Annotated in this window: 21 protein-coding genes and 2 pseudogenes; 12 read left to right on the forward strand and 11 right to left on the reverse strand. The window is 64.5% G+C overall.

What is annotated here, in order from left to right; translation table 11 throughout:
* Positions 1-89: 89 nt before the first annotated feature.
* A complete protein-coding gene (locus tag DVR09_RS06620) occupies positions 90-746 on the reverse strand; it encodes an alpha/beta hydrolase (protein ID WP_115417831.1) in 657 nt (218 codons plus the stop codon).
* A gap of 151 nt (positions 747-897) precedes the next feature.
* On the opposite strand from DVR09_RS06620, the gene DVR09_RS06625 reads away from it, so the two are divergent.
* From DVR09_RS06625 to DVR09_RS06635, 3 genes are all read left to right on the forward strand, one after another.
* Entirely contained in the window at positions 898-1,920 is a 1,023-nt protein-coding gene (locus tag DVR09_RS06625) for a cysteine desulfurase family protein (protein ID WP_234041573.1), read from the forward strand.
* A gap of 483 nt (positions 1,921-2,403) precedes the next feature.
* Complete coding sequence (locus DVR09_RS06630; RefSeq protein WP_115416242.1) at positions 2,404-3,480, forward strand: cysteine desulfurase family protein; 1,077 nt, start codon at positions 2,404-2,406, stop codon at positions 3,478-3,480.
* Positions 3,477-3,806 (forward strand): 2Fe-2S iron-sulfur cluster-binding protein, encoded by a 330-nt coding sequence (locus tag DVR09_RS06635; RefSeq protein ID WP_115416243.1) that lies wholly within the window; start codon positions 3,477-3,479, stop codon positions 3,804-3,806. Before DVR09_RS06630 ends, DVR09_RS06635 begins: the two co-directional genes overlap by 4 nt.
* Here DVR09_RS06635 and DVR09_RS06640 read toward each other — a convergent pair.
* Complete coding sequence (locus DVR09_RS06640) at positions 3,803-4,753, reverse strand: DUF4349 domain-containing protein (protein WP_115416244.1); 951 nt, start codon at positions 4,751-4,753, stop codon at positions 3,803-3,805. The genes DVR09_RS06635 and DVR09_RS06640 overlap by 4 nt on opposite strands.
* 205 nt (positions 4,754-4,958) lie before the next feature.
* On the reverse strand, positions 4,959-5,516 hold the full coding sequence (locus DVR09_RS06645; RefSeq protein WP_115416245.1) for a type 1 glutamine amidotransferase domain-containing protein: 558 nt from the start codon (positions 5,514-5,516) through the stop codon (positions 4,959-4,961).
* Between the two features lie 144 nt (positions 5,517-5,660).
* Between DVR09_RS06645 and DVR09_RS06650 the strand changes: the two genes are divergently transcribed.
* Positions 5,661-6,434 (forward strand): ion transporter, encoded by a 774-nt coding sequence (locus DVR09_RS06650; protein ID WP_115417833.1) that lies wholly within the window; start codon positions 5,661-5,663, stop codon positions 6,432-6,434.
* A 58-nt stretch (positions 6,435-6,492) separates the two neighbouring features.
* Positions 6,493-8,784 carry a DNA topoisomerase IV subunit A gene (gene parC / locus DVR09_RS06655; RefSeq protein ID WP_115416246.1) on the forward strand — a complete coding sequence of 764 codons (2,292 nt, stop codon included), beginning with the start codon at positions 6,493-6,495 and terminating at the stop codon, positions 8,782-8,784.
* Positions 8,785-8,901: 117 nt separating this feature from the next.
* Here the strand turns inward: parC and DVR09_RS06660 are convergent, their stop codons facing one another.
* The 6 genes and pseudogenes from DVR09_RS06660 to DVR09_RS06685 form a co-directional block, all read right to left on the reverse strand.
* A complete protein-coding gene (locus DVR09_RS06660; protein WP_115416247.1) occupies positions 8,902-9,432 on the reverse strand; it encodes a hypothetical protein in 531 nt (176 codons plus the stop codon).
* A 230-nt stretch (positions 9,433-9,662) separates the two neighbouring features.
* Complete coding sequence (locus DVR09_RS06665) at positions 9,663-10,847, reverse strand: CCA tRNA nucleotidyltransferase (protein WP_115416248.1); 1,185 nt, start codon at positions 10,845-10,847, stop codon at positions 9,663-9,665.
* Entirely contained in the window at positions 10,844-11,446 is a 603-nt protein-coding gene (locus tag DVR09_RS06670; RefSeq protein WP_115416249.1) for a CoA pyrophosphatase, read from the reverse strand. The genes DVR09_RS06665 and DVR09_RS06670 overlap by 4 nt, the downstream gene beginning before the upstream one ends.
* The gene (locus tag DVR09_RS06675) at positions 11,443-11,991 is read right to left on the reverse strand and encodes a DUF1285 domain-containing protein (RefSeq protein ID WP_115417834.1); all 549 of its coding nucleotides are present in this window, start codon (positions 11,989-11,991) and stop codon (positions 11,443-11,445) included. Before DVR09_RS06675 ends, DVR09_RS06670 begins: the two co-directional genes overlap by 4 nt.
* A 219-nt stretch (positions 11,992-12,210) precedes the next feature.
* Positions 12,211-12,716 (reverse strand): annotated as a pseudogene (locus tag DVR09_RS06680) (GNAT family N-acetyltransferase); the annotation flags it as partial.
* 49 nt (positions 12,717-12,765) lie between these two features.
* Entirely contained in the window at positions 12,766-13,944 is a 1,179-nt protein-coding gene (locus DVR09_RS06685; protein ID WP_115416250.1) for a PQQ-dependent sugar dehydrogenase, read from the reverse strand.
* Between DVR09_RS06685 and rnhB the strand changes: the two genes are divergently transcribed.
* The 5 genes from rnhB (at position 13,943) to folP (ending at position 18,572) form a co-directional block, all read left to right on the forward strand.
* Entirely contained in the window at positions 13,943-14,569 is a 627-nt protein-coding gene (gene rnhB, locus DVR09_RS06690; RefSeq protein ID WP_115416251.1) for a ribonuclease HII, read from the forward strand. The two genes, DVR09_RS06685 and rnhB, sit on opposite strands and share 2 nt — an antisense overlap.
* A gap of 37 nt (positions 14,570-14,606) precedes the next feature.
* Positions 14,607-15,536: a calcium/sodium antiporter gene (locus DVR09_RS06695; protein ID WP_115416252.1), complete on the forward strand. Its 930-nt coding sequence runs from the start codon at positions 14,607-14,609 to the stop codon at positions 15,534-15,536.
* A gap of 197 nt (positions 15,537-15,733) precedes the next feature.
* Complete coding sequence (locus tag DVR09_RS06700; RefSeq protein WP_115416253.1) at positions 15,734-16,873, forward strand: site-specific DNA-methyltransferase; 1,140 nt, start codon at positions 15,734-15,736, stop codon at positions 16,871-16,873.
* A 40-nt stretch (positions 16,874-16,913) separates the two neighbouring features.
* On the forward strand, positions 16,914-17,459 hold the full coding sequence (locus DVR09_RS06705) for a GNAT family N-acetyltransferase (RefSeq protein ID WP_115416254.1): 546 nt from the start codon (positions 16,914-16,916) through the stop codon (positions 17,457-17,459).
* Between the two features lie 3 nt (positions 17,460-17,462).
* Positions 17,463-18,572 carry a dihydropteroate synthase gene (gene folP / locus DVR09_RS06710; RefSeq protein ID WP_115416255.1) on the forward strand — a complete coding sequence of 370 codons (1,110 nt, stop codon included), beginning with the start codon at positions 17,463-17,465 and terminating at the stop codon, positions 18,570-18,572.
* Here folP and DVR09_RS06715 read toward each other — a convergent pair.
* Both DVR09_RS06715 and DVR09_RS06720 read right to left on the reverse strand, forming a co-directional pair.
* Complete coding sequence (locus DVR09_RS06715) at positions 18,569-19,363, reverse strand: SDR family NAD(P)-dependent oxidoreductase (protein ID WP_115416256.1); 795 nt, start codon at positions 19,361-19,363, stop codon at positions 18,569-18,571. The genes folP and DVR09_RS06715 overlap by 4 nt on opposite strands.
* Before the next feature lie 127 nt (positions 19,364-19,490).
* Positions 19,491-20,909 (reverse strand): sigma-54-dependent transcriptional regulator, encoded by a 1,419-nt coding sequence (locus DVR09_RS06720; RefSeq protein ID WP_115416257.1) that lies wholly within the window; start codon positions 20,907-20,909, stop codon positions 19,491-19,493.
* Positions 20,910-21,097: 188 nt separating this feature from the next.
* Here DVR09_RS06720 and DVR09_RS06725 point away from each other — a divergent pair, with 188 nt between their 5' ends.
* Both DVR09_RS06725 and DVR09_RS06730 read left to right on the forward strand, forming a co-directional pair.
* A complete protein-coding gene (locus DVR09_RS06725) occupies positions 21,098-21,223 on the forward strand; it encodes an aa3-type cytochrome c oxidase subunit IV (RefSeq protein WP_115416258.1) in 126 nt (41 codons plus the stop codon).
* Positions 21,224-21,227: 4 nt separating this feature from the next.
* Positions 21,228-22,354, forward strand: a pseudogene (locus tag DVR09_RS06730) (NAD(P) transhydrogenase subunit alpha).
* Positions 22,355-22,397: the final 43 nt, after the last annotated feature.

A 22,397-nucleotide genomic window follows, 5' to 3' on the forward strand; every position in this document is an offset into this window, starting at 1 on the left:
CATATCCAGCGACGACGAACCCGTAGAGGCGGGGTCGAAAATTGGAATTAATAGGAGGCACCGCCCATCGGGCTGATGCGTCTAGGCCATCACGTGATCGGGCAACTCGGGTCGAGGCGGAAGTCGAGATAGTTGTCGACCGACTTCATCAGCTCTTCCTGCTCGTTTTCGAAGAAGTGGTTCGCACGCGGGATTTCTTCGTGATGCACGGTGATGTGCTTCTGCGTGCGCAGCTTTTCGACCAGCTTGGTCACCGCCTGCGGCTGGACCACCGTATCCTGCGCGCCGTGGATGAAGATGCCGCTGGCCGGGCAGGGGGCGAGGAAGGAGAAGTCATACATGCTCGCGGGTGCGCCGATGCTGATCCAGCCGCGGATCTCGGGGCGGCGCATCAGCAACTGCATGCCGATCAGCGCGCCGAAGCTGACGCCGGCGACCCAGGTCACCTGCGCTTCGGGGTGGACCTGCTGCACCCAGTCGAGCGCGCTGGCCGCATCGGAAAGTTCGCCGATACCGTTGTCGAAGCTGCCCTGGCTGCGACCGACGCCGCGGAAATTGAAGCGCAGCGTGGCAAACCCGCGATTGACGAAGGTCTTGTACAGCCGCTGGGTCATTTGCTCGTTCATCGTGCCGCCGCCCTGCGGATGCGGGTGGAGAATCATCGCCACGGGTGCGCGGGGGCGCGGAGCGGGGGAGAAACGGCCTTCGAGGCGGCCTTCGGGGCCGGGAAAGATCACGGTCGGCATGGGAGGTATACCCTGGTCGAAATTTTCATGGGCGCGGCGCCCGATCAGGACTTGCGCGAGGTTGCGCGCTATATAGGGTTTATTGCCCAAATCGCAATCATTTCGAGACCGTATCATCCCAGACCGTATCTATCTCGACCATGCCGCCACCATGCCGCTGCGCCCCGAAGCGCGCACAGCGATGGAGGAGGGGTTCGACCAGTGGGCGAATCCCAGCAGCCCGCACGCGCAGGGGCGCAAAGCGCGCAAGCTTCTGGAGGATGCGCGCGAACGGGTGAAGGCAGCTCTCGACTGGGAGGGGGAAGTGATCTTCACTTCGGGCGCGAGCGAGGCGGCAGCGCTGGCGCTGCGGCATGCCAAGGCCGGTGCCCGGCTGGTCTCCACCGTGGAGCACGATTGCATGTTGCAGGCTGCGCCTGATGCCGAGCGTTTGCCGGTACGCAGCGATGGCGCGCTCGACCTCGATATTCTGTGCGAAGCGGCGCAGCGCGAAACGCCGTTGGTCGCCGTCCAGCAGGTCAATTCGGAAACCGGCAGTCGGCAGGACCTGGCGGCCATTGCGGGCATCGTCCACCAGGCGGGCGGCCTGCTCCTCGTCGATTGTGCGCAAGGGGCGGGAAAGATGCCGCTGCCGCCGTGCGACATGGCGGTCCTCGCCGCACACAAGTTCGGCGGGCCGATCGGCGTGGGGGCGCTGCTGGTGCGGGATTACGCCATGCTGGCGCCATCGGGCGGGCAGGAGCGTGGTTACCGGCGCGGGACCGAGAACATGCCCGGCGTGCTGGCCATGGCGGCGGCGCTGGAGGCCTGCGACCAGCCTTTCCTCGATCCCCATATTCTCGCTCCGCTCAACGAGCTGTCGGCGATATGCCGCGACATCGGTGGCGCATGGCTTTCCGACTGCCTTGCCGATCCCACACCCTATATCCGCGCCGTCGCCATGCCCAATATGAGCGCCACGGCGCAGGTCATGCGCTTCGACATGGCGGGGATCGCCGTATCCCAGGGCAGCGCCTGTTCGAGCGGCACGATGAAGACCAGCCGCGTGCTCGACGCGATGCAGGTCGAGCCCGAAATCGCCGCCAACACGATCCGCGTCTCGGTAGGCTGGAACACGACCCGCGCCGATGTGGAACGCTTTTGCGAAGTGTGGCTTGAACTGGCGAAGAGCTGATTTGCTCACGCAAAGGCGCAAAGGCGCAAAGGCTCTGTCTGCGGCGTGCTATCACACGAAGACACGAAGGCACGAAGATGCTTCTCGTCCCCGACCCCTTCGTGTCTTCGTGTCTTCGTGTGAGCAAATTATGAATGCCTGCGGCGCTCACCCTTCGCGCCTTCGCGCCTTTGCGTGATAAAGTCCTTACGCGCCCGTGCCATGGACTAGAGAGAACGCGCAGATGATCCGTCTCGCCTGTCAGGCCGCCACTCCGCCTGTCCCGAGACGCGCGACGGCGATGAATATTCCGCTTCCCTACTCGACATTTGCACGGCAGGTTCTGCGCCATGTTCGAACTGACAGCCCCCCGGCCCACCCTGCAAGTGTCACTCACCAAGAGTTTCTGCAACGCACTGTAATTGAAGAAATTCTTTGCGGTTCTTCATGGATGACACGGTGTCACCTTCGTCACCCGGCTGTTCGTGTGCCGGGGCAGGGTTCATGATCTATCTCGACTACCAGGCCACCACTCCGCTCGCGCCCGAGGCGCGCGATGCGATGCTGCGCTGGCTCGATGGGCCGGGCGGCACCGGTTTCGGCAATCCGCATTCGGCGCATCGCATGGGAAGGCAGGCCCGGGCCGCCATCGAGCTGGCGCGCGACCAGGTCGCCGCGCTGTTTCCGCCCAATGGCCGCGTGATCTTCACCGGGGGCGCGACCGAGGCGCTCAATCTCGCCATTCGCGGCTCCGGACGGGGCGGCACGGTCTCCTATTCGGCGATCGAGCATTCGGCGGTCGGCGATACCGCGCAGGACGCGGGCAAGAGCCATGTGCTCAATGTCGCCAATCCCGGCCAGTGCAACACCAGGCAGGACCTGCCTGACGACACGCGGCTGGTCTGCGTCATGCAGGTCAATAACGAGATCGGCACCATCCAGCCGACCATCGAATGGCACCGCAAGGCCAAGGGAGCGGGCGCGCTGTTCCTGTGCGATGCGGTGCAGGCCTATGGCCGTATCGAGGTGACCGGCGCGGATATGATCGCGATATCGGCGCACAAGTTCCACGGCCCCAAGGGGATTGGCGCGCTGTGGGTGCGCGACGGGGTCGATCTGCACGAGGTGCAGACCGGCGGCGGGCAGGAATTCGGCCTGCGCTCGGGCACGCTCTCGCCTGCGCTCATCGCGGGCATGGGCGCGGCGGCGGCAGAGGCGAAGGAGCGGATGGAGCAGGATCGCGAGTATGTCGAAAACCTCTGGCGGCGCGCGCGCGAACTCTTCGGCAACTGGACACTGAACGGCAGCGAGGAGGCGCGCTGGCACGGCAATCTCAACATCCGCCGCGATGGCCTCGACGTCGCCCGGCTGATGAGCGATGTGCGCGACGTGATGTTTTCCGCCGGATCGGCCTGCGCCAGCGGTTCGGGCCGCCCGAGCCATGTGCTGAAGGCGATCGGTCTTTCGGACAGGCAGGCGAAAAGCTCGATCCGCCTGGGCTTCGGGCGTTATACCACGTTGGAAGAGATCGAGGCCGCTGCGGGCAGGATCAACGCGGCTGCGGAGGCGCAAGGGTTGTGAAAATCGAATTCGAAACCGCGCAGGGCGAAACCGTCTCTGCCGAAGCCGAACCGGGCGACAATCTGCTGCGTGTGGCGCAAGGGGCGGGCCTCCCGCTGGAGGGAACCTGTGAGGGCCAGATGGCCTGCTCCACCTGCCACGTCATTGTTGCACCCGACTGGTCCGACCGGCTCGAGGAAGCGAGCGAGGAGGAAGAGGACATGCTCGACCTAGCCGCCGGGGTCGCGCGCACCAGCCGCCTGTCCTGCCAGATCGAGCTAACGGCGGAAATGGACGGCCTAACCGTGCGCATCCCCGCGACAAGCCACGATATGCGGGGGTTTTAGGAGGTTTCGGTGTTCTCAGGCTTTGTCCAGCCGTCTCCAATTCCCGTTGACAGGCCGAAACGCCGCCAGACTTTGACGCCCAGCCACGCCAGCAGCCCAAGCGGGACAAGGACGGCGAGCAGAACGATCAGTATGCTGATCATCGTGCCGAAGATGCCGCCCAGCGAGTTCCACGCATTGCGGATCGGCTGGGCGAAGCCGCCAATAGCCGGTTTGCCGCTTTCATAGGTCACGGTCATGTTCGAATAGGCGACGCGTCCGCGCATTTCAGCCAACCAGCTTTGCGCCTGGTCGATCTCTTCATTGACCTGCGCCACGCCGCGCTCCGCCGCGACCAATTCAGAAACTGTGCCGCGGCGATTGCGCAGCACCTCCATCAGCCGGTCCCGCAGCACGCTACGTGCCCGCAACCGTGCTTCTGTATCGACGATGCGTTTGGACAGGTCCTCGCCCTCGATCGAGGAGGAAACAAGCTCGCCATCGACTTTGCCGCTCGCATTGGCGAGGTCCTTGCCGAAGCTGCGGGCATCGCGGGCGCGCACGGCCAGCGTCAGGCTGCCATAGGCGTAGTCGCCCTCGTTCTCCGCCTGGTCCATGGAGATGATGCGGCACACGTCCGGCCCCTTGGCCTCGCACATGTCGGCGTGACGTTCCTGCAGGGGGCGGATCGCGTTGGAAGGGAGGCGGAAGCCGTAGGCATAGCGATAGGCGACCTGCGGCCTGCCCACCGGGATCTCGCCGCCGCCGGAGATGGTATCACTGGCTTCGCCCTCGGAGGCCTGGGATGCCATCGCCGGCGGGGGAGGCGGTGCAGCCATTTCATAGCTGGCCGCATCCGCCGCCTCGATGTCCATCGTCGTCACGCGTTCGACGGTATCGCTTTCGGCGCCGCTGCACGCAGCCAGAACCAGCAATAATGCGGACCCAGCAAGCAAACGTTTCCTCATGATTCTCTCCTCTTCCTTTACCCATCCAGGTTGCGCCTTATTTTCGCCACAATATTAACACAATCAAAACACATTTCCCATCAATGTTACAACGTGACAAAAGCGGCCCAGGCAAGGGGTGGAGAAATCCGCGAGCGCGCTTCACGCAATAAGCCCCGCCGCATCGCTGCGACGGGGCTTCTCGCTGTGAAGAGTATTCGGTTGTTTAGGCGGTTTCGAGCTCGCGCTTGTCGACGCTCTCGCCCAGCATTTCGATCAACGCCTTGCTAAAGGCGGGAATATCGTCGGGATTGCGGCTGGTTATGAGGTTGCCGTCGACGGTGGCCTCTTCATCGACCACCTTCGCGCCCGCATTCTTGAGATCGGTGCGGATCGAGGGCCAGCCGGTCACGGTCTTGCCGTCGATCAGGCCCGCCTCGGCGAGCAGCCAGGGAGCGTGGCAGATCGCGGCGATCGGTTTGTTCGCCATGCCGAATTCGCGGACGATGGCGACGGCGCGCTCGTTCATGCGCAGGATATCGGGGTTCATCTGTCCGCCGGGGAGCAGCAATGCATCATAGCCTTCGCAGCTCGACACCTCGTCGACCGTCTTGTCGACCGCGACGCTTTCGCCCCAGTCCTTGTCCTGCCAGCCCTTGATCTCTCCGCTTTCGAGGCTGACCACTTCGGTTTCGATACCGGCGTTCTCGAGGTTGGCCTTGGGTTTCATCAGCTCCGATTGTTCGAAGCCATCGGTAGCGAGGATCATCACGCGCTTGGTCATAGTGTAACTCCTTGATTTCGTGTTGCCTGTCCAACGGTTGGCGCGCAGCGCACGTTCCGCCGTGACAGCCGAGGCGTGGCGGTGGTAGGGCGGGTCGAAGATGGCCGCGCGATCCGGCCTGTTTCCTATCTGGAGTGTAAGAAAATGAGCCTGCGCGATAAGGTGCGCCAGCTGGTCGAGACACGCGCGTTCGAGCGTTTCATCATCGCGGTTATCGTCATCAACGCGATCGGGCTCGGCCTGGAGACCTCGCCTGCGATTATGGCGCGGTTCGGATCCGTTCTCGTGGCGCTCGATGCGATCGCGCTCGGTATTTTCGTGGTCGAGCTGACACTCAAGCTCTTCGCCTATGGCTGGCGCTTCTTCCGCAATGGCTGGAACGTGTTCGACCTCGCCATCGTGACTGTCGCGCTCATGCCGGCAGCGGGCGCATTCTCGGTCCTGCGTGCGCTGCGTATCCTGCGTGCGCTGCGCCTGATTTCGGTGGTGCCGAGCATGCGCAAGGTTATCATCGGATTGTTCAGCGCCATTCCCAGCATCGGCACGGTCATCGTGATGCTGCTGCTCCTGTTCTACATCAGCGCGGTGATGGCGACGAAGCTGTTCGGCGGGGCATTCCCCGAATGGTTCGGCAATCTGGGAGCCTCGCTCTATTCGCTATTCCAGATCATGACGCTGGAAAGCTGGTCGATGGGCATCGTGCGGCCGGTGATGGAGGTTTTCCCCTACGCCTGGGCTTTTTTCGTGCCCTTTATCCTTCTGACCAGCTTCATCGTCCTCAACCTTTTCATCGGTGTGATCGTCAACGCGATGGCGGAGGCGACCGAAGACGAAGCGCATGACGAACGCGAGGAGATCCTGCGGGAGCTCAAGGGCCTGCGCGAAGACATAGCCGGTCTTAAAAGAGGTGAGGATTAAGCCCCGCTTTTTGCTCAGCGGCCTCCCGCAGGGCCGAGCGCCTTGCTAGGGAGGTCGAATGGCCGATGTGACCGATATTCCCGATTCCGATCCGTTCGACACGATTGTCGACGCGCCTTTCGACAGCGCGCTGTCCGAACGCTACCTCGTCTATGCGCTTTCGACGATTACCGCACGTTCGCTGCCCGATCTTCGCGACGGGTTGAAGCCGGTCCATCGCCGCCTTTTGTGGACGATGCGCCAGCTAAAGCTCGATCCCACGAGCGGCTTCAAGAAATCGGCGCGTGTGGTCGGGGAAGTCATCGGTAAGTATCATCCGCATGGCGATACGGCTGCCTATGATGCGATGGTCCGCCTCGCGCAGGATTTCGCGCTGCGCTATCCGCTGGTGGAAGGGCAGGGCAATTTCGGTAATATCGACGGCGATAACGCCGCTGCCTATCGCTATACCGAAGCGCGCCTGACCAAGACGGCGATGCGCCTGATGGAGGGCCTCGACGCCGGTACGGTCGACTTCATCCCGACCTACAATAACGAGGAAGAAGAGCCGGAGATCATGCCGGGCCTCTTCCCCAATCTGCTGGCCAATGGCGCGAGCGGGATTGCCGTGGGCATGGCGACCAACATCCCTTCGCACAATGTCGCCGAAATCGTCGATGCGACGCTGGAGGTGATCGACAATCCGCATGTCGAACACGCACGGCTGATGGAACTGTTCAAGGGGCCGGACTTTGCCACCGGCGGGATCGTGGCCGAAAGCGCCGAGACGGTCGCCGCGGCCTACGAGACCGGGCGCGGCAGCTTCCGCGTGCGGGGCCGGTTCCACGCCGCCGAAGCCGAAAAGGCCGAGGACCGCGAGGCAGGCATCGAGCGATTGGGCGGCGGGCAATGGCAGTTGGTGGTAAGCGAAATTCCCTACCAGGTTCCCAAGGGCAAGCTGATCGAACAGATCGCGCAGGCCATTGCCGACAAGAAGCTGCCGATCCTCGAGGACGTGCGCGACGAGAGCGACGAGCATATCCGCATCGTGCTCGTCCCGCGCAGCCGCAATGTCGATCCCGAACTGCTCAAGGAATCGCTCTACAAGCTGACCGATCTCGAAACGCGCTTCGGCCTCAATCTCAACGTGCTCGATGCCGGGCGCACGCCGATGGTGATGGGACTGAAGGAAGTCCTGACCCACTGGATCGCCAGCCAGATCGACATCCTTCAACGTCGCAGCCAACACCGGCTCGACCAGATCGCCCGCCGGCTGGAGCTGGTCGAAGGCTATATCATCGCCTTCCTCAATCTCGACCGCGTGATCGAAATCATCCGCACCGAGGACGAGCCCAAGCCGGTGATGATGGAGGAATTCAGCCTCACCGACCGGCAGGCCGAGGCGATCCTCAACATGCGGCTGCGCAGTTTGCGCAAGCTGGAAGAAATGCAGCTTCGCGGCGAGAAGGACGATCTGCTCAAGGAACAGGACGAGCTGGAAAAACTGCTCGGTTCGCCTGCCCGCCAGCGCACGCGATTGAAGCGAGACCTGAACGCCCTGCACAAGGAATATGGCAAGGATACCGATCTCGGCCGCCGACGCACGACGATCGATGAGGCCGCCCCCGCGGTCGAATTCAGCATGGATGCGATGATCGAAAAGGAACCGGTCACGGTGATCCTGTCGCAGAAGGGCTGGATCCGCGGGGCCAAGGGGCATCTGCCTCTGGACCAGGAGTTCAAATACAAGGAAGGCGACGGGCCTGCCTTCGTGTTTCACGCCCAGACCACGGACAAGTTGCTGCTGGCGACCGACAAGGGCCGGTTCTTCACTCTGGGCGCGGACAAACTGCCCGGTGCGCGCGGCTTCGGCGAGCCGGTGAGAAATACGCTCGATATCGAAGCGACCGCGCAGATCGTGGCGGTGGTGGTGCACGAAAAGGGCAAGCGGCTATTGCTCGCCGCGAGCACCGGCAAGGGTTTCGGAACCACGACCGACGAATTGCTGGCCGAAACCCGCAAGGGCAGACAGGTCGTCAATCTGAAGGGCGATGCGCGGCTCGCGGTGGTTCGGCCAATCGCGGCGGGCCACGATCATGTCGCGGTGGTGGGCGACAATCGCAAGCTGGTGGTTTTCAACCTCGAAGAACTGCCGACACTGTCGAAAGGGCAGGGGGTCAAGCTGCAGAACTATCGCGATGGGGGGCTGTCGGATGCGACCACGTTCACGCTCGCAGAGGGCCTGTCCTGGCAGATGGGCGGCAAGGGCGACCGCACGCGCACGGAAGGCGAAATGTGGCAATGGAAGGTTGCGCGCGGCGGCGCCGGACGCCTCCCGCCGCAGGGTTTCCCGCGCGACAACAAGTTCTGATGTCGTCCGTGTATGGGGAGCAGAGGTCCCGATCGCGCGCGCGAATTACATGTAACTAAAAAGCCGGAGGCGATTCCTCGCCCCCGGCCTTTGTAAACCCGTCCAAGGGTAGTGGGATTATTCCCCGGCGCTGTCGCCAGCGGGGGCAGCCTGCGCCATTGCAGCTTCGATCTGCGCATTGGTCAGCAGCGCCATCAGGCCATGCTCGCCGCCGCTGAAGTGTTCGCGCAGCAGCGTGACTTTATCGGTTTCGTCGCCGCCGCGAGCGATCACGACGTTGTCGCCATTGATTTCGAGCACGGTGCCGAGCGGTGCGTGTTCCGCGTCCATCGCCTGCGCACCCACGACCAGCGCGGCATCGCGCTTGGCAGCGGCTTCGGCGAGCTGCGCATCGATCATGCCGTCGATCTGCGCTTTGGTGACGGTAATGGTCGGGCCGGCTTCGCCCTCGCCATACATGTCGACCGCCAGCGGAACCTTATGCTTGCCGGTGTCGAGGACGGTCTGGCCGTTTTCGACCGAAACGATCGTGCCCACGGCATTGCCTTCGGGACCGGTCACGACTGCACCGGCAACGACCTGCTCGTTGGCCAGGGCGGGGGTGGCGGCGAGGGCGATGGCGGCAACGGCCAGCTTCGCGAATTTCATAATGCAACTCCAAGACTTGTTATTCTTACGACGCGGCTCCCCCACGCGCGAAACGCGCGATCGAGCCGATCAAACTGGAAAACGCGGGCGAGAGTGGATATTCTGCGCCACCCGCAAGTTCCCCAAAGGGAACCGGCGCTCTATTTCACGGATCGCATCTTTCTGCAACCGCGTGGCATTTATGCTACATTGCACCTTAAGCCAAGCTGAAGGATCGCAATTGCCCGTGGTCAGCGGGCAGCGAGTTCTTCGTCGAGGAGGGCCTCCACCCTTTCACGGGGCGGGAAATGCTCCTCGACCCATAATGTCTCGATCCGCTGGAGAATGCGCGCGACCTCCGGCCCCTTGCCCACACCGCGCGCGACGATCTCGCCCCCCTTCAAGGGAAAAACGGGCAGTTCCCATCCCATGATCGGCGCCGCATCCGCGCCACCGATCAACAGGCGATCGATCGCGCATTCCATGCCGACCATATAGGCGAGTCCGCGCGGGTGTTCGCCGTCACTTATCTCGCGGCGGGCGACACATACCAACCGGCTGCGCTGGCTGCGCGAAAGGCGCAGGCGGGCGGCCACCGTTTCGGCCACTGGCGGAATCGCGGGAAGCAGGGCTGCCAAGCGGCGCATGGGATCGGTTGCGATAGCGGCGTGTTTTTCGGCAGCGATCAGGCGTTCGAGCTGGTCGACCTCGCGTCTGCCGCTTTCCGGCAGCACATGATCGAGTACTCCCAACTCGCGCATTTTCGCGAGCGTCGCCGCTGGATCGGGCAGGGCCAGCAGGTTCAGCAATTCCTGACCGACCCGTTCTCGGCTCAGTCCCTTCAGGGTCGCGGCGAGTTCGCTGCAGGCACCGGTTGCCTCCGCATCCCAGGAATCGCCGAAGCGCGTGACGAAGCGGAAGTAGCGCAGGATGCGCAAATGATCTTCCCTGATCCGCGTCGCGGCATCGCCGATGAAGCGCACGTGCCGCGCGGCGAGATCGTCCAGCCCGCCGAAATAGTCGCTGATCTCCAGCGTTTCGGGATGCGCATAAAGCGCGTTGATGGTGAAATCGCGCCGCGCGGCGTCGTCCCGCCATTCCTCGCTGAAGGCAATCGTCGCGCGGCGCCCGTCGGTGGCGACATCGCGGCGCAGCGTCGTGATCTCGACACTGCCGTCGGAAAGGACCGCGGTGACCGTGCCGTGATCGATGCCGGTGGGGATGGTGCGGATGCCGGCAGCCTTGCAGCGATCGATCACGGTCGCGGGCAAGTGCCGCGTCGCCGCATCGATATCGTTCGCCTCGTGTCCCAACAGCGTATCGCGCACGCAGCCGCCGACCCAGCGGACATTCTGCGCCCCCAAGGCATCGACCAGCTTCGCAAGGCTCGCGCGCTGCGTCCACGCGGCCCGGGGAAGGCGCGCACTCGTGCTCATTCGCGGGCCTCCAGCCAGGCGACCCGCCGCGACAGGTTCCAGCAGATCGCCGCCGTCACGCCCCAGATCCTGTAGCCCTCGTGGTCCATTTCGAGATATTCGCGCATCGCGCCTTTCCAGAATACCGAATTGCGGCCCCATTGCGATGCATCCATCAGCTTGTCGAGCGGACATTCGAACCAGCTTTCGACTTCGCGCGGGTCGGGGCGAATGGGCAGATCGTGCGGTACCGTTGCCAGCACCGGGGTGATGTCGAACCCCGTGCCTGTCTGATAGCGATCGGTCGTGCCGATGACCCGGACCTGCTCTGGCTCGATATGCAATTCTTCCCATGCTTCGCGCAGCGCCGCCTCCACCGCATCTTCGCCATGGTCTAGCTTACCGCCGGGAAAGGCGACCTGGCCGGGATGATCGCGCATGGTGCGCGGGCGCTGGGTGAGCAGGACGGTGGGGTCGGGCTGTTCGGTCACGGCTATCAGCACGGCGGCGTCGGCCGTGCGTTCCGCATCGGCGAAGCGGCTGTCCGACATCAGATCGGTCATATCGCGGCTGTGGCCATGCTCGAACAAGCGGGTCAGGCGGTCGAAGATCGCACTCATGCGGGCAGCAGAGTGAAGCTCTGGCCACTGCTCGTCACGGACCAGTCGTCACCGCGTTCGAGCGCGATCCGGGCGAGCTGTTCATAGGTCGAGCGGTTGAGCCGCGCTTCGCATCCGCGCCTGACATGAACGTAGATGGCAGGACGATCGGCATTGCCCGCCGCCCGGATCGCATTGTCAGGCCCGGCCACCACCAATTCATCGGTGTTCAGCCGAAAGGCGAGATCGCCTTCGGTCTCGCTGACATCGGTGGCGATGAAACAGGCGTCTTCGACTTCGATCGACAGCTTCTGATAAGGCGTCACCAGCCAATAGCTGCCGTCTTCCTCGCGATTGATCAGCCCGGCAAAGGCGCGGACCATGGCCGTGCGCGCGATCGGCGAACCCTCGTGATACCAGGTCCCGTCGGCGGCAATGCGCATATGGCTCTCGCCGACATGTTCCGGTGACCACTCCTCCACCGGCGGCAGCCTGCGTTCGGCAACCGCTTCGGCGATCTGGGCGAGCGACAGTCCGGCGAGTTCGGGGGGCGGGGTGTAAGGCACGGCGCCAGCGATGGCAGAAGGTGGTGGGAGAGACAATCCGTGTCTTTCTTCGGGTGCGCCTTCGACATCCGTCGAAGGCTTGCGGCACCGGCCCACTCCCCCACCCGGCCACCCACGGCACGATACTGATTGGGTGGCCGGGTGGGGAGTGGGCCGGTGCCGCCGCAAGGGCAGGACGGATGTCCTGATCGCACGCACCAAAAAACTACCCTTCCCAAGGCCCAGCATTCCTTCGGCGGGCAGGATCGCCGGATTTCCGGTCCGCGCCAGCAGGCGGTGTTTCTCGAACGGGCCGGGCAGTGCCAGCCCCCGGTGTGCCTAGCAGTGAAGTCCCAGCGGTCGTAGTACTCCGGATCGCCGATCATGATCTGCGGCAGCGGTGCGGCGCCATCTTCGAACCCTGTATCGATCGCGCCCAGGCTGGCCGCCATCAGCGCCTTGCCGAACCCTTCGCCCTGCCGTCCGGGCATGACCGCGACAGGGCCGACCATGATCATCGGATGCGAGCGGCCCTGCGGGTCGGTCAGCGCCACGGGCCAGAGCTGGATCGTCCCGGCGAGATAATCCTCGTCGTCGAGCGCGGCGAAGCTAAGCCCCTCGAGCCAGTCCATGCCTTCGCGGATGCGATAGGCGGTGCGCGCATGACGCCCTTCGCCGAACGCGGCGTCGAGCAGATCTTCGACCAGCGCCGGATCGATCGCGGAAAGGGGGACGAGGCTCGCCATAGGGCGCGCCGCTTAGGGCCGCCCCCTGCCGCTGTCGATCAATTTCGGCTTAGCCCGGTGTTAGCTTGAGCAGCCGCCCGCCTTCGCCGTCCTCGATCACCCATAGCGCGCCATCCGGCTCCTGGGTCACGCCGCGAATGCGCTGTTCCATCGGATAGCGGGCCACTTCGCGCGCGTCCTCGCCATCGATCGCCACGCGGATGATGGCATTGGAAGACAGCCCCGCGATCAGCGCGTCGCCCTTCATGCCGGGGAACATGTCGCCGCGATAGAAGATCATCGATCCCGGCGCGATGACCGGGGTCCAGGTGATCGCGGGCAGGGCATAGGCATCGCTGGTGTCGTTGTCGGGGATCGGATCGCCATCGTAATGGATGCCGTCCGACACATTTGGCCAGCCGTAATTCGCGCCCTCGCGCACGAGGTTCAGCTCATCGCCGCCGCGCGGGCCGTGTTCCATGTCCCACAGCCGTCCCTGCGCATCGAAATCCATGCCGAGGATGTTGCGGTGGCCCCAGCTCCAGATGTCCGGCGATGCACCGCCCTGTCCGGCGAGCGGATTGCCTTGGGCGGGCGTGCCATCGAGATTGAGGCGGACGATACTGCCGAGATTGTTGGCGGTGTCCTGCGCCGGGTCGAGCTTCTGCCGGTCGCCGCTGGCAACGAACATGTATTGCTCGTCGGGGCTGAAGACGATGCGGTGCGAATAGTGGCCGCGCCCCGTGACCTTGTCCTGCCGCCAGATAACCGCGAGATCCTCGATCGCGCAGGTCTGGTGGTCTTCGCAGGACAATGTACCGCGCCCGACCACCGCGCCGCGCGTGTCGCCGCTCCCGGCCTCGGCCCAGCTCAGATAGATCGTGCGGCCAGACAGCGGGCTGCCAGCCTGCGACGGCAGGAAGGCGACATCGCCCATCCCGCCCTGGCCGCCATAGTCGACTTCCGGAACGCCGGTGAAGAACAGTGCCTTGCCCGCCTCGGTATCGTAGCCCTTCAGCCCGCCTGCCTTTTCGCTGACCACCACGATTTCGGTGCCCGGGATGAACGTCACCGCCCAGGGCTCGTCGTAAGTGCCCATTTCGGCGACGGCGAAATTACCATCGAATTCACCAGTATCGGCGACCGCCGCATTCGTCGCGCCGTCTGTATCCACATTGGCGGCATTGCTGCAGCTTGCGAGCCCGATGGCGAGGGGTAGGATGACGGCGAGTAATGGATAGTGGGCCATGTTGAGTGCAACTCCCGAAACAGGTTTGGGTGCCGCGCCGCTGATCGTCGGTGTGGACGAAGCCGGGCGCGGGCCGCTGGCAGGCCCCGTAGTCGCAGCCGCCGTGGTGCTGTGCAAGCCCTGCCCCGAAGGGTTGGACGATTCCAAACGTCTTTCGTCGAAAAAGCGCGGCCTGCTGGAACCGCGGATTCGCGAAAGCTGCGCCTGGGGGCTGGCCGTGGTCGAGCCCGAGGAGATCGACCGGATCAACATCTTTCAGGCGACCATGCTGGCGATGACGCTGGCCGTGACCCGGCTGGTCGATGCGCTGGAGCGCGACCCCGACCAGGTGCTGATCGACGGGAATATGAGCCCGCATGGCCGAAACCCCGGCTGGCGCTGGCCCGATGCCCGACCGATCGTCGGCGGCGATGGCAAGGAAAAGTGCATCGGTGCCGCCTCGATCCTCGCGAAGGAGCACCGTGACCGCTTGATGCGCGAAGCGGCCGATGCGCACCCCCATTACGGCTGGGAACGCAATGCGGGCTACGGCACGGCCGAGCATATGGAGGCGCTGCGCAGGCATGGGCCGACACCGCTCCACCGCCGCAGTTTCGCGCCCGTGGCCCAGCTTGCGCTGCTTTAGCGCTTGCGGCGGCGCTGCGGCAGGCTAGGAGCAGCGCATGGCATTGACGATAATGATGGTTCTCGGCGGGCTGGTCTTGCTGACGGTCGGCGGCGAACTGCTGGTGCGCGGTGCGGTTTCCATTTCCAGCCGCCTAGGCCTGCCCACGGTTGTGACCGGCGTGGTCATTGTCGGCGCGGCCACTTCCATGCCCGAACTGGTTACGAGCGTCGACGCCGCGCTGATGGGGTCGCCGGGTATCGCCTGGGGCAATATCGTCGGATCGAACATCGCCAACAGCCTGCTGATCCTGGGGGCGGTGGCCCTGCTGTTTCCGTTTCCGCTGACCGGCGCGGGCAAGCGTGACGCGGTGGTCGGCCTGATCGCGTCGGTCCTGCTGGCGGGCATCGCCTTCGCCGGTTTGCATTCGATCGGCATCGGCATTTTCCTGCTGGCCGCGCTTGCTACCTATGTCCTGTGGCGCGTGACCCATCCCCGCAAGACGGAGGCGGTCGAGGAAGACGGTCAGGACGGCCCGCAGATGGCTCTCATTCTCGCAATCGCGCTGTTTCTCGTTGGCGTCGGCGCGCTGGTTACGGGCGGGCACCTGCTGGTCGAAGGCGCGGTGGAGATCGCCCGTGTGGCCGGGGTCAGCGAAGTGGCCATCGGCGCCACGGTGGTCGCGGTGGGCACTTCGCTCCCCGAACTCGCCGCCTCGATCGCGGCCGCCTGGCGCGGTCAACCGGGGTTGGCGCTGGGCAATGTCGTCGGCTCGAACGCCTTCAATCTGCTGCTGATCGGCGGCGTGACCATGACCATCGCGCCGCTCGCGATCCCGGTCGAGCTGCTCGATATCGAATGGCCGCTGCTCGTTGCCAGTGCCGCGCTGCTGCTCGGCCTGTGCGCTTTCGCCAAACAGGCGGGGCGGGCTCTGGGTGCGCTTCTGCTGGCAGCCTTCGCGGCCAATTCGGTGCTGCTGTTCGCTTGACCGGTAGCATGAGTCCTCCGTGCCACACCGCACCATCTTGAGTCGACGGATTCCGTACGGACTCAATATCTTGTGCCGGGCACCTTCTGTTCTCTCTGAGCAATCGGGCGACAATCACGATGTGTCGGAATTTTCGTGCTTGACCGGGAATCCATTTGGACTCACCCTGTGGATAACTACGGATAGGGGTATGCATCATGGGGGTCATCACGACCACGAAAAGTCGCGCGAAAGCGACTGTAAAACAAACGGAAACGCCCAAGGAGCTGCTGCCGCTCGGGCAGATTATCCCGGGCGATTGCGTCGAAGCGATGCGTTCGATCCCCGATGCCAGCGTGGACCTCGTCTTTGCCGATCCGCCCTACAATCTCCAGCTCGGCGGCGATCTCAACCGGCCCGATGGCAGCCATGTCGATGCGGTGACCGACCACTGGGACCAGTTCGACAGCTTCGCGCTCTACGACACATTCACCCGCGATTGGCTGACCGAGGCCAAGCGTATTCTCAAGCCCGATGGCGGGCTGTGGGTCATCGGCAGCTATCACAACATCTACCGCGTCGGCGCGATTCTGCAGGATCTGGGCTTCTGGATTTTGAACGACATCGTCTGGCGCAAGTCGAACCCCATGCCCAATTTCCGCGGCACGCGCTTCACCAATGCGCATGAGACGCTGCTGTGGTGCAGCCAGGGCGAGAAGGCGAAATACCACTTCAACTACCGCGCGATGAAGACGCTCAACGACGAGCTCCAGATGCGCAGCGACTGGGTCCTGCCGATCTGCAACGGGGCGGAGCGGCTGAAGGAGGGCGGCCACAAGGTCCACCCGACGCAGAAGCCCGAAAGCCTGCTCTACCGCGTGCTGCTCTCCACCACCGAGCGCGGCGACGTGGTGCTCGACCCGTTTTTCGGCACCGGCACGACCGGCGCGGTGGCCAAGCGCCTGGGCCGCGAATGGATCGGCTGCGAGCGCGAAGGCAATTACCGCGAGGCCGCGCTGAAGCGGATCGAAAAGGAACTCCCCCTCGACCAAAGCGCGCTCACCACGATGCAGGCCGGCCGCAGCGCCCCCAAGGTGGCCTTCGGCGCGCTGGTCGAAAACGGCTATATCAAGCCGGGGACCGAGCTGTTCGACAAGAAACACCGCTGGGTCGCGACGGTGCGGGCCGATGGCTCGCTGGCCTGCGGCAAACAGACCGGCAGCATCCACGGCCTCGGCAAGGAGCTACAAGGCGCGCCGAGCTGCAACGGATGGACTTTCTGGCACTACGAAGTGGATGGAGACGTGAAGCCCATCGACGCCGCGCGGCAGCTCTATCTGCTGGCGGTGGAGGACTGAGGGGCTTTCCAGTCGAGCACCGGCCAAGGCAGGGCATACCATGATCAAGCCCGTCACCACTCTTCAGACGCCGCGTTTCACCATGCGCAAACTGCGGCGCCAAGATGCCGCGGCCCTGCTGCCGACGCTGGGGGACGAGGCGCAGTGCCGCTATCTCTCGCGGCCCGCCTTCTCGTCGGAAGAAGAGCTGTGGAACTGGCTCGCCGATCCGAGCTGGACCGGTCGTACCTGGATTGCCGAGGACGCCTGTGGGACGGTCGTGGGGCGTTTCGTTGCGGTGCCGGACGAGGAGGAGGAGGGGGTCGAAGAAATCGGCTACATCACCTGCGCCGAACGACAGGGTATGGGAATCGCGCGCGAATGCACTGCCGCACTGGTCGCGCATCTCTTCGACGGGGGCCATGTTCGCAGGCTGATTGCCGAGATCGATGCGGAAAATTCACCGTCGATACGTCTTATCGAACGGCTTGGATTCCGCCGCGATGCGCTACACATGGCGTATGAGGAAACCCACAAGGGGGTCTGCGATGTCGCTATTTACAGCCTTTCGCGGGAGGGGCAGGCCGCGTTGCGGGAAAGCGAGTAAACCATGACCGACCGCATCTATATCCGCCCCATCGCCCTCGTGCCCGGCCCGCAAACCGAGCATGGCAATGCCATCCGCCTCGCGGGCGGGATGGTCTATGCAAGCCGCTTTGCCGTGATTCTGCGGCGGGAAGGACAGATAGCCGAACGCTGGCTCGCCGCGCCCGATACGATGGCCGAGGTGCTGGGCCAGTTGCCCGATGCCGTGGGGGCGGAGGCCGAGGCGCAGTGGTCGAACCTGACGCTCGCGCATCCGCCGATCGAGCTGGGCGCGCGTACGGTGCGGCTCGATCAGCCGCAGGTGATGGGCATCCTCAACGTCACGCCCGACAGTTTCAGCGATGGCGGCGCGCATGACAGCCCCGATGCCGCGCGCGAACATGCGGCGGCGATGGTGGAGGCGGGGGCGAGTATCATCGATGTGGGCGGGGAAAGCACGCGGCCCGGCGCCAAACCGATGTGGGAAGGCGACGAGATCGCCCGCGTCGTGCCCGCCATCGAGGCTTGCGCGGGTATGGGCGCGGCGGTCAGTATCGATACGCGCAAGGCGGCGGTGATGGAAGCCGCGCTCGAAGCCGGGGCGCATCTGGTCAACGATGTGTCGGGCCTCACCCACGATCCGCGCAGCGCCGAAGTGGTCGCGCGCGCTGCTTGCCCGGTAGTGCTGATGCACGCGCCCGGCAGCGGCGAGGATCTGCATGAGGGCGGGGCCTACGACAATGTCGTGTTCAACGTGTTCGACGAACTGCGCGCCCGGCGCGATGCCGCTCTGGCGGCAGGGGTGGAGGCGCAGGGCATCCTGCTCGATCCCGGCATTGGTTTCGGCAAGTCGCTGGCCGACAATCTCGCGCTCATCAATGCGCTGCCGATGTTCCATGCGCTGGGCCACCCGCTGCTGCTGGGGGCGAGCCGCAAGCGGATGATCGGCGCTCTGTCGAACGAAGTCGCAGCGTCCGACCGCCTGGGCGGAAGCGTGGCGCTGGCGGTGAAGGGCATGGATGCGGGCGTCCAGCTCCACCGCGTCCACGACGTCCCCGAAACCCTCCAGGCGCGCAATGTCTGGCGGGGCCTTCGCGATGCGGCGCTTACCGACTTTAGCGATTTGCCGGACTAGCTCCCCGGCGAGGCCGCAGATCCCGCCAGCAACCCGCCATCGAGCGTAAGCTCGGAGCCGGTCATGTAGGCGCTGTCGGCGCTGGCGAGGAAGACGCACAGCGCGGCCACCTCCTCGACCGTGCCGAAGCGCTTGAGCGGCGTATCCGCGACCAGTGCGGCCATTCGCGCTTCACGATCCGGCCCGTCGCCCAGCATCGGCTCCCAGATCGGGGTGAGGATGGCGGCGGGGTGGATCGAGTTGCAGCGGATTTGCCAGCCTTGCTGCGCGGCATAGAGCGCAACCGATTTGGTGTGGTTGCGCATCGCCGCCTTGCTTGCCGCATAGGCCGCCGCGCCGGGAATGCCGACAAGGCCGGAGCGCGAGGACATGTTGATGATCGAGCCCGTGCCGCCCGAACTCGCCTGCGTCTTCATCGCGCGCAGGGCATAGCGACAACCAAGGAAGCAGCCGTCGGTATTGACCGCATGGACCTTGTGCCACTCGGCCAGGCTGGCGTGCTCGGGATCGTGCGCTACGGGGCTATCTTCGAAGCCGGTGATCCCGGCATTGTTGACCAGCACGTCGATCGCCGGGAAGGCCTCGGCCAGCGCCTCCCACTCCGCCTCGCTCGCCACGTCGAGCCGGTGCCATGTGCAGCCGAGTTCGGAAGCGGCTGTCCTGCCCGCCTCCTCGTCGATATCGGTGAGGACGACGCGCGCGCCTTCGGCCAGGAAAGCTTTGCACACGGCCTTGCCGATGCCGCGCGCACCGCCGGTTACCACGCAGAGCATGTCGTTCAGTTTTTGCATTGAGGGACCTCGGGAAATTCAGGTGAGAGTCCGGGCGTTGTCCGGCCCGATCGAGCATGTGTCCGACTTAGCGGTGGCTCTTGTTCACCTGAGGCGCTCCCTTTCGTGAGCCTTCTATATGGCCAACTCACGCCGCATTGTCGATGCCGAGTTCGCTGAGCTTGCGGTAGAGAGTCGAGCGCCCGATGCCGAGACGGCGGGCCACTTCGGTCATGCGCCCACGATAGTGTCCGATGGCCAGGCGGATGATGTCGGCCTCGATCTCTTCGAGCGGTCGGACATTGCCGTCGTCGGTATAGAGCAGCACGCCAAGCCCGCGCGCGCGGCTTTCGCCCCGGTCGGCCAGATCGCCGAGCATTTCGGCGAGCTGCGGAAAGCTGTGCGCGGTCAGTGCCTCGCGCTGTTCGAAAACACAGGCGCGGAACAGCACGGCTTGCAACTGGCGGACATTGCCGGGCCAGTCATAGGCTTCGAGAAGCGAGAGCGCGCTGTCGGCGATCGAATGATGCTTGAGTCCCGGCTGTTCCCCGATCTTGGCGAGGAAGTAGCGGGTGAGGGCGGGGATGTCGCCGAGCCGCTCGCGCAGGGCAGGAAGGCGGATACGGGTGGCGGCAAGCTGATCGTAAAGTTCCTGCGAGAACTCGCCGGCGGCGACCAGCTCGTCGAACGCGAAATCGCTGGTGGCGATCACGCGCAGGTCGATCTTGAAGCCGTGCGCCGCGCCGGTGGGGCGCACGATGCCGCTGGCAAGGGTTTCCGCAAGACGCGCCTGATGGGTGGTGGGCAGGCGGTCGATATCGTCGAGTATGAGAGTGCCGCCATCGCAATACTCGATCAGTCCGGTCTGGCGGTCGAAGGCTCCGGCAAAGGCGCCTTTCTCATGTCCGAACAACAGGGATTCGAGCGAGGCGGGCGGCATGCCGCCGCAATGCACCACCCGCATCGGCGCCTTGGCCCTGCTGCTGGCGGCATGCATGGCCCGGGTCAGCATATCCTTACCCGTGCCGCTTTCGCCCTCGACCAGGACGTGGGCGTGGCCGCGCGCTGCCGTGGCGGCCTTGGCCAGCGCGGTGCGGAAAGGGGCCGCCGTTCCGACCATGGCGTCGAAATCGAGTGGATGGGGCAGCTTTTCGGCCATTGGTTGAAGTTCGGCGCGAGGCCGTTCGGCGCGGGTCGCACTGGCGAGCGCCTGCAGCAATCGGTCCGACCCGACGGGCTTGATGAGGTAGTCGGTCGCGCCCGCGCGCATGGCCTCCACCGCCAGCAAGGGCGATGTGCTCGCCGTTAGCATAAGCAGCGGAAGATCGGGCCGGGCCTCACGCAATTCGCGGATCAGGTCGCAGGCCGCATCGCCCGGGACCCACTGGTCGAGCAGAATAGCCTGTACGTCGCTGCCCTCGGGAGAGGCGAGCGTTTCGAGTGCCGCTTCGCTGGTTTCCACGGTCAGGGTTCGCCAGCCTTCGCGCGCGGCCAGCGCCGACACCAGCCGACTTTGTGCCGGTTCGTCGTCGATCAGCATCAACAGGCGGTTTTCCTGGGTCGCCATGTGTTTTGCCGTGCTCCCTCGCAACGCTCGGATATCAGATCATGTTCTTGTCCCCACCCTCTATCCGAAACGGGTAAAGAGCCGATTAAGCCTGTTTCACGGGCACTGGCGCGACGGCGGGGCTTGAGCGCGGGGCACCTCCGCGATAGACCGACCGGGAAATCAATTCCAAACGGGGACATATCGTCATGGATTCCGCCAACGACCACAAGGCGCACAACAAAACCTACGAGTCTTTCATCGGCTTGCTGAAATGGTCGGTGCCGCTCGTTGCCATCCTTACCCTGCTCATCGTCATCCTGATTGCCGAATAAGCGCATGGCGCTACGTATCGCGGTGCTTAAAGAGCGCGCGCCGGGCGAGAGCCGGGTTGCGCTGACGCCCGAAACGGCGAAGAAATTCGCCGCGCTCGGGGCCATGGTCGTTGTTGAAGAGGGAGCGGGTCTGGGGGCGGCGATCACCGACGAAGCTTACGCGCAAGCCGGGGCGGAGGTCGTTCCCGGTCCGAAAGCGGTCGAGGGTGCGGATATCGTGCTCGGTGTGCAGGCGCCCGATGTCGCCGCGCTGGCGGGCGCGAAGCCCGGGCATGGGTCGCGGCGACCTTCGATCCGTTTCGCAATCGCGAACTGGTCGAGGCTTACGCGAAGGGCGGTTTCGAAGCGCTGTCGATGGAATTCATGCCGCGCATCACCCGCGCGCAGAGCATGGATGTGCTCTCCAGCCAGTCGAATCTGGCAGGGTACAAGGCGGTGTTGACCGCAGCCAACGAATACGGCCGCGCCTTCCCGATGATGATGACCGCCGCCGGCACGGTGCAGGCGGCCAAGGTCTTCGTGATGGGCGTGGGCGTGGCGGGCCTCCAGGCGATCGCCACGGCCAAGCGGCTGGGCGCGCAGGTCAGCGCGACCGATGTGCGCAGTGCCACCAAGGAACAGATCCAGTCATTGGGCGCCAAGCCGATCTTCGTCGAGAATGTCGCCGGGATCGAAGGCGAGGGTTCGGGTGGCTATGCCACCGAAATGAGCGAGGAATACCAGAAGGCGCAGGCCGAACTGGTGAGCTTGCACATCGCCAAGCAGGACATTGTCATCACCACTGCGCTGATTCCGGGGCGCGCTGCGCCGCGGCTTATCAGCGACGCGCAGATCGCGACGATGAAGCCGGGCAGCGTGATCTTCGATCTCGCGGTTGCGCAAGGCGGCAATGTCGAAGGGTCCAAGCCTGACGAGGTAGTGGAAAGGCACGGCGTGAAAATCGTCGGCTACACCAACACCGCTGGCCATCTGGCCGCCGATGCATCGGCCCTGTTCGCGCGCAATCACTACAACTTCCTCTCCGCCTTCTGGGACAAGGAGGCGGGCAAGCCCGTCCTCGACGAGGAAATCGGCGACGCCGTGCGGCTGACGCAAGGCGGCAAGGTCGTGAACGAGAGGCTACTCGCTTGATCGCAAGCGCTTCCCAGCCTCCCCGGAACGGGGAGGGGGACCG

It is taken from the genome of Erythrobacter aureus, assembly GCF_003355455.1.
Lineage (GTDB): Bacteria > Pseudomonadota > Alphaproteobacteria > Sphingomonadales > Sphingomonadaceae > Qipengyuania > Qipengyuania aurea.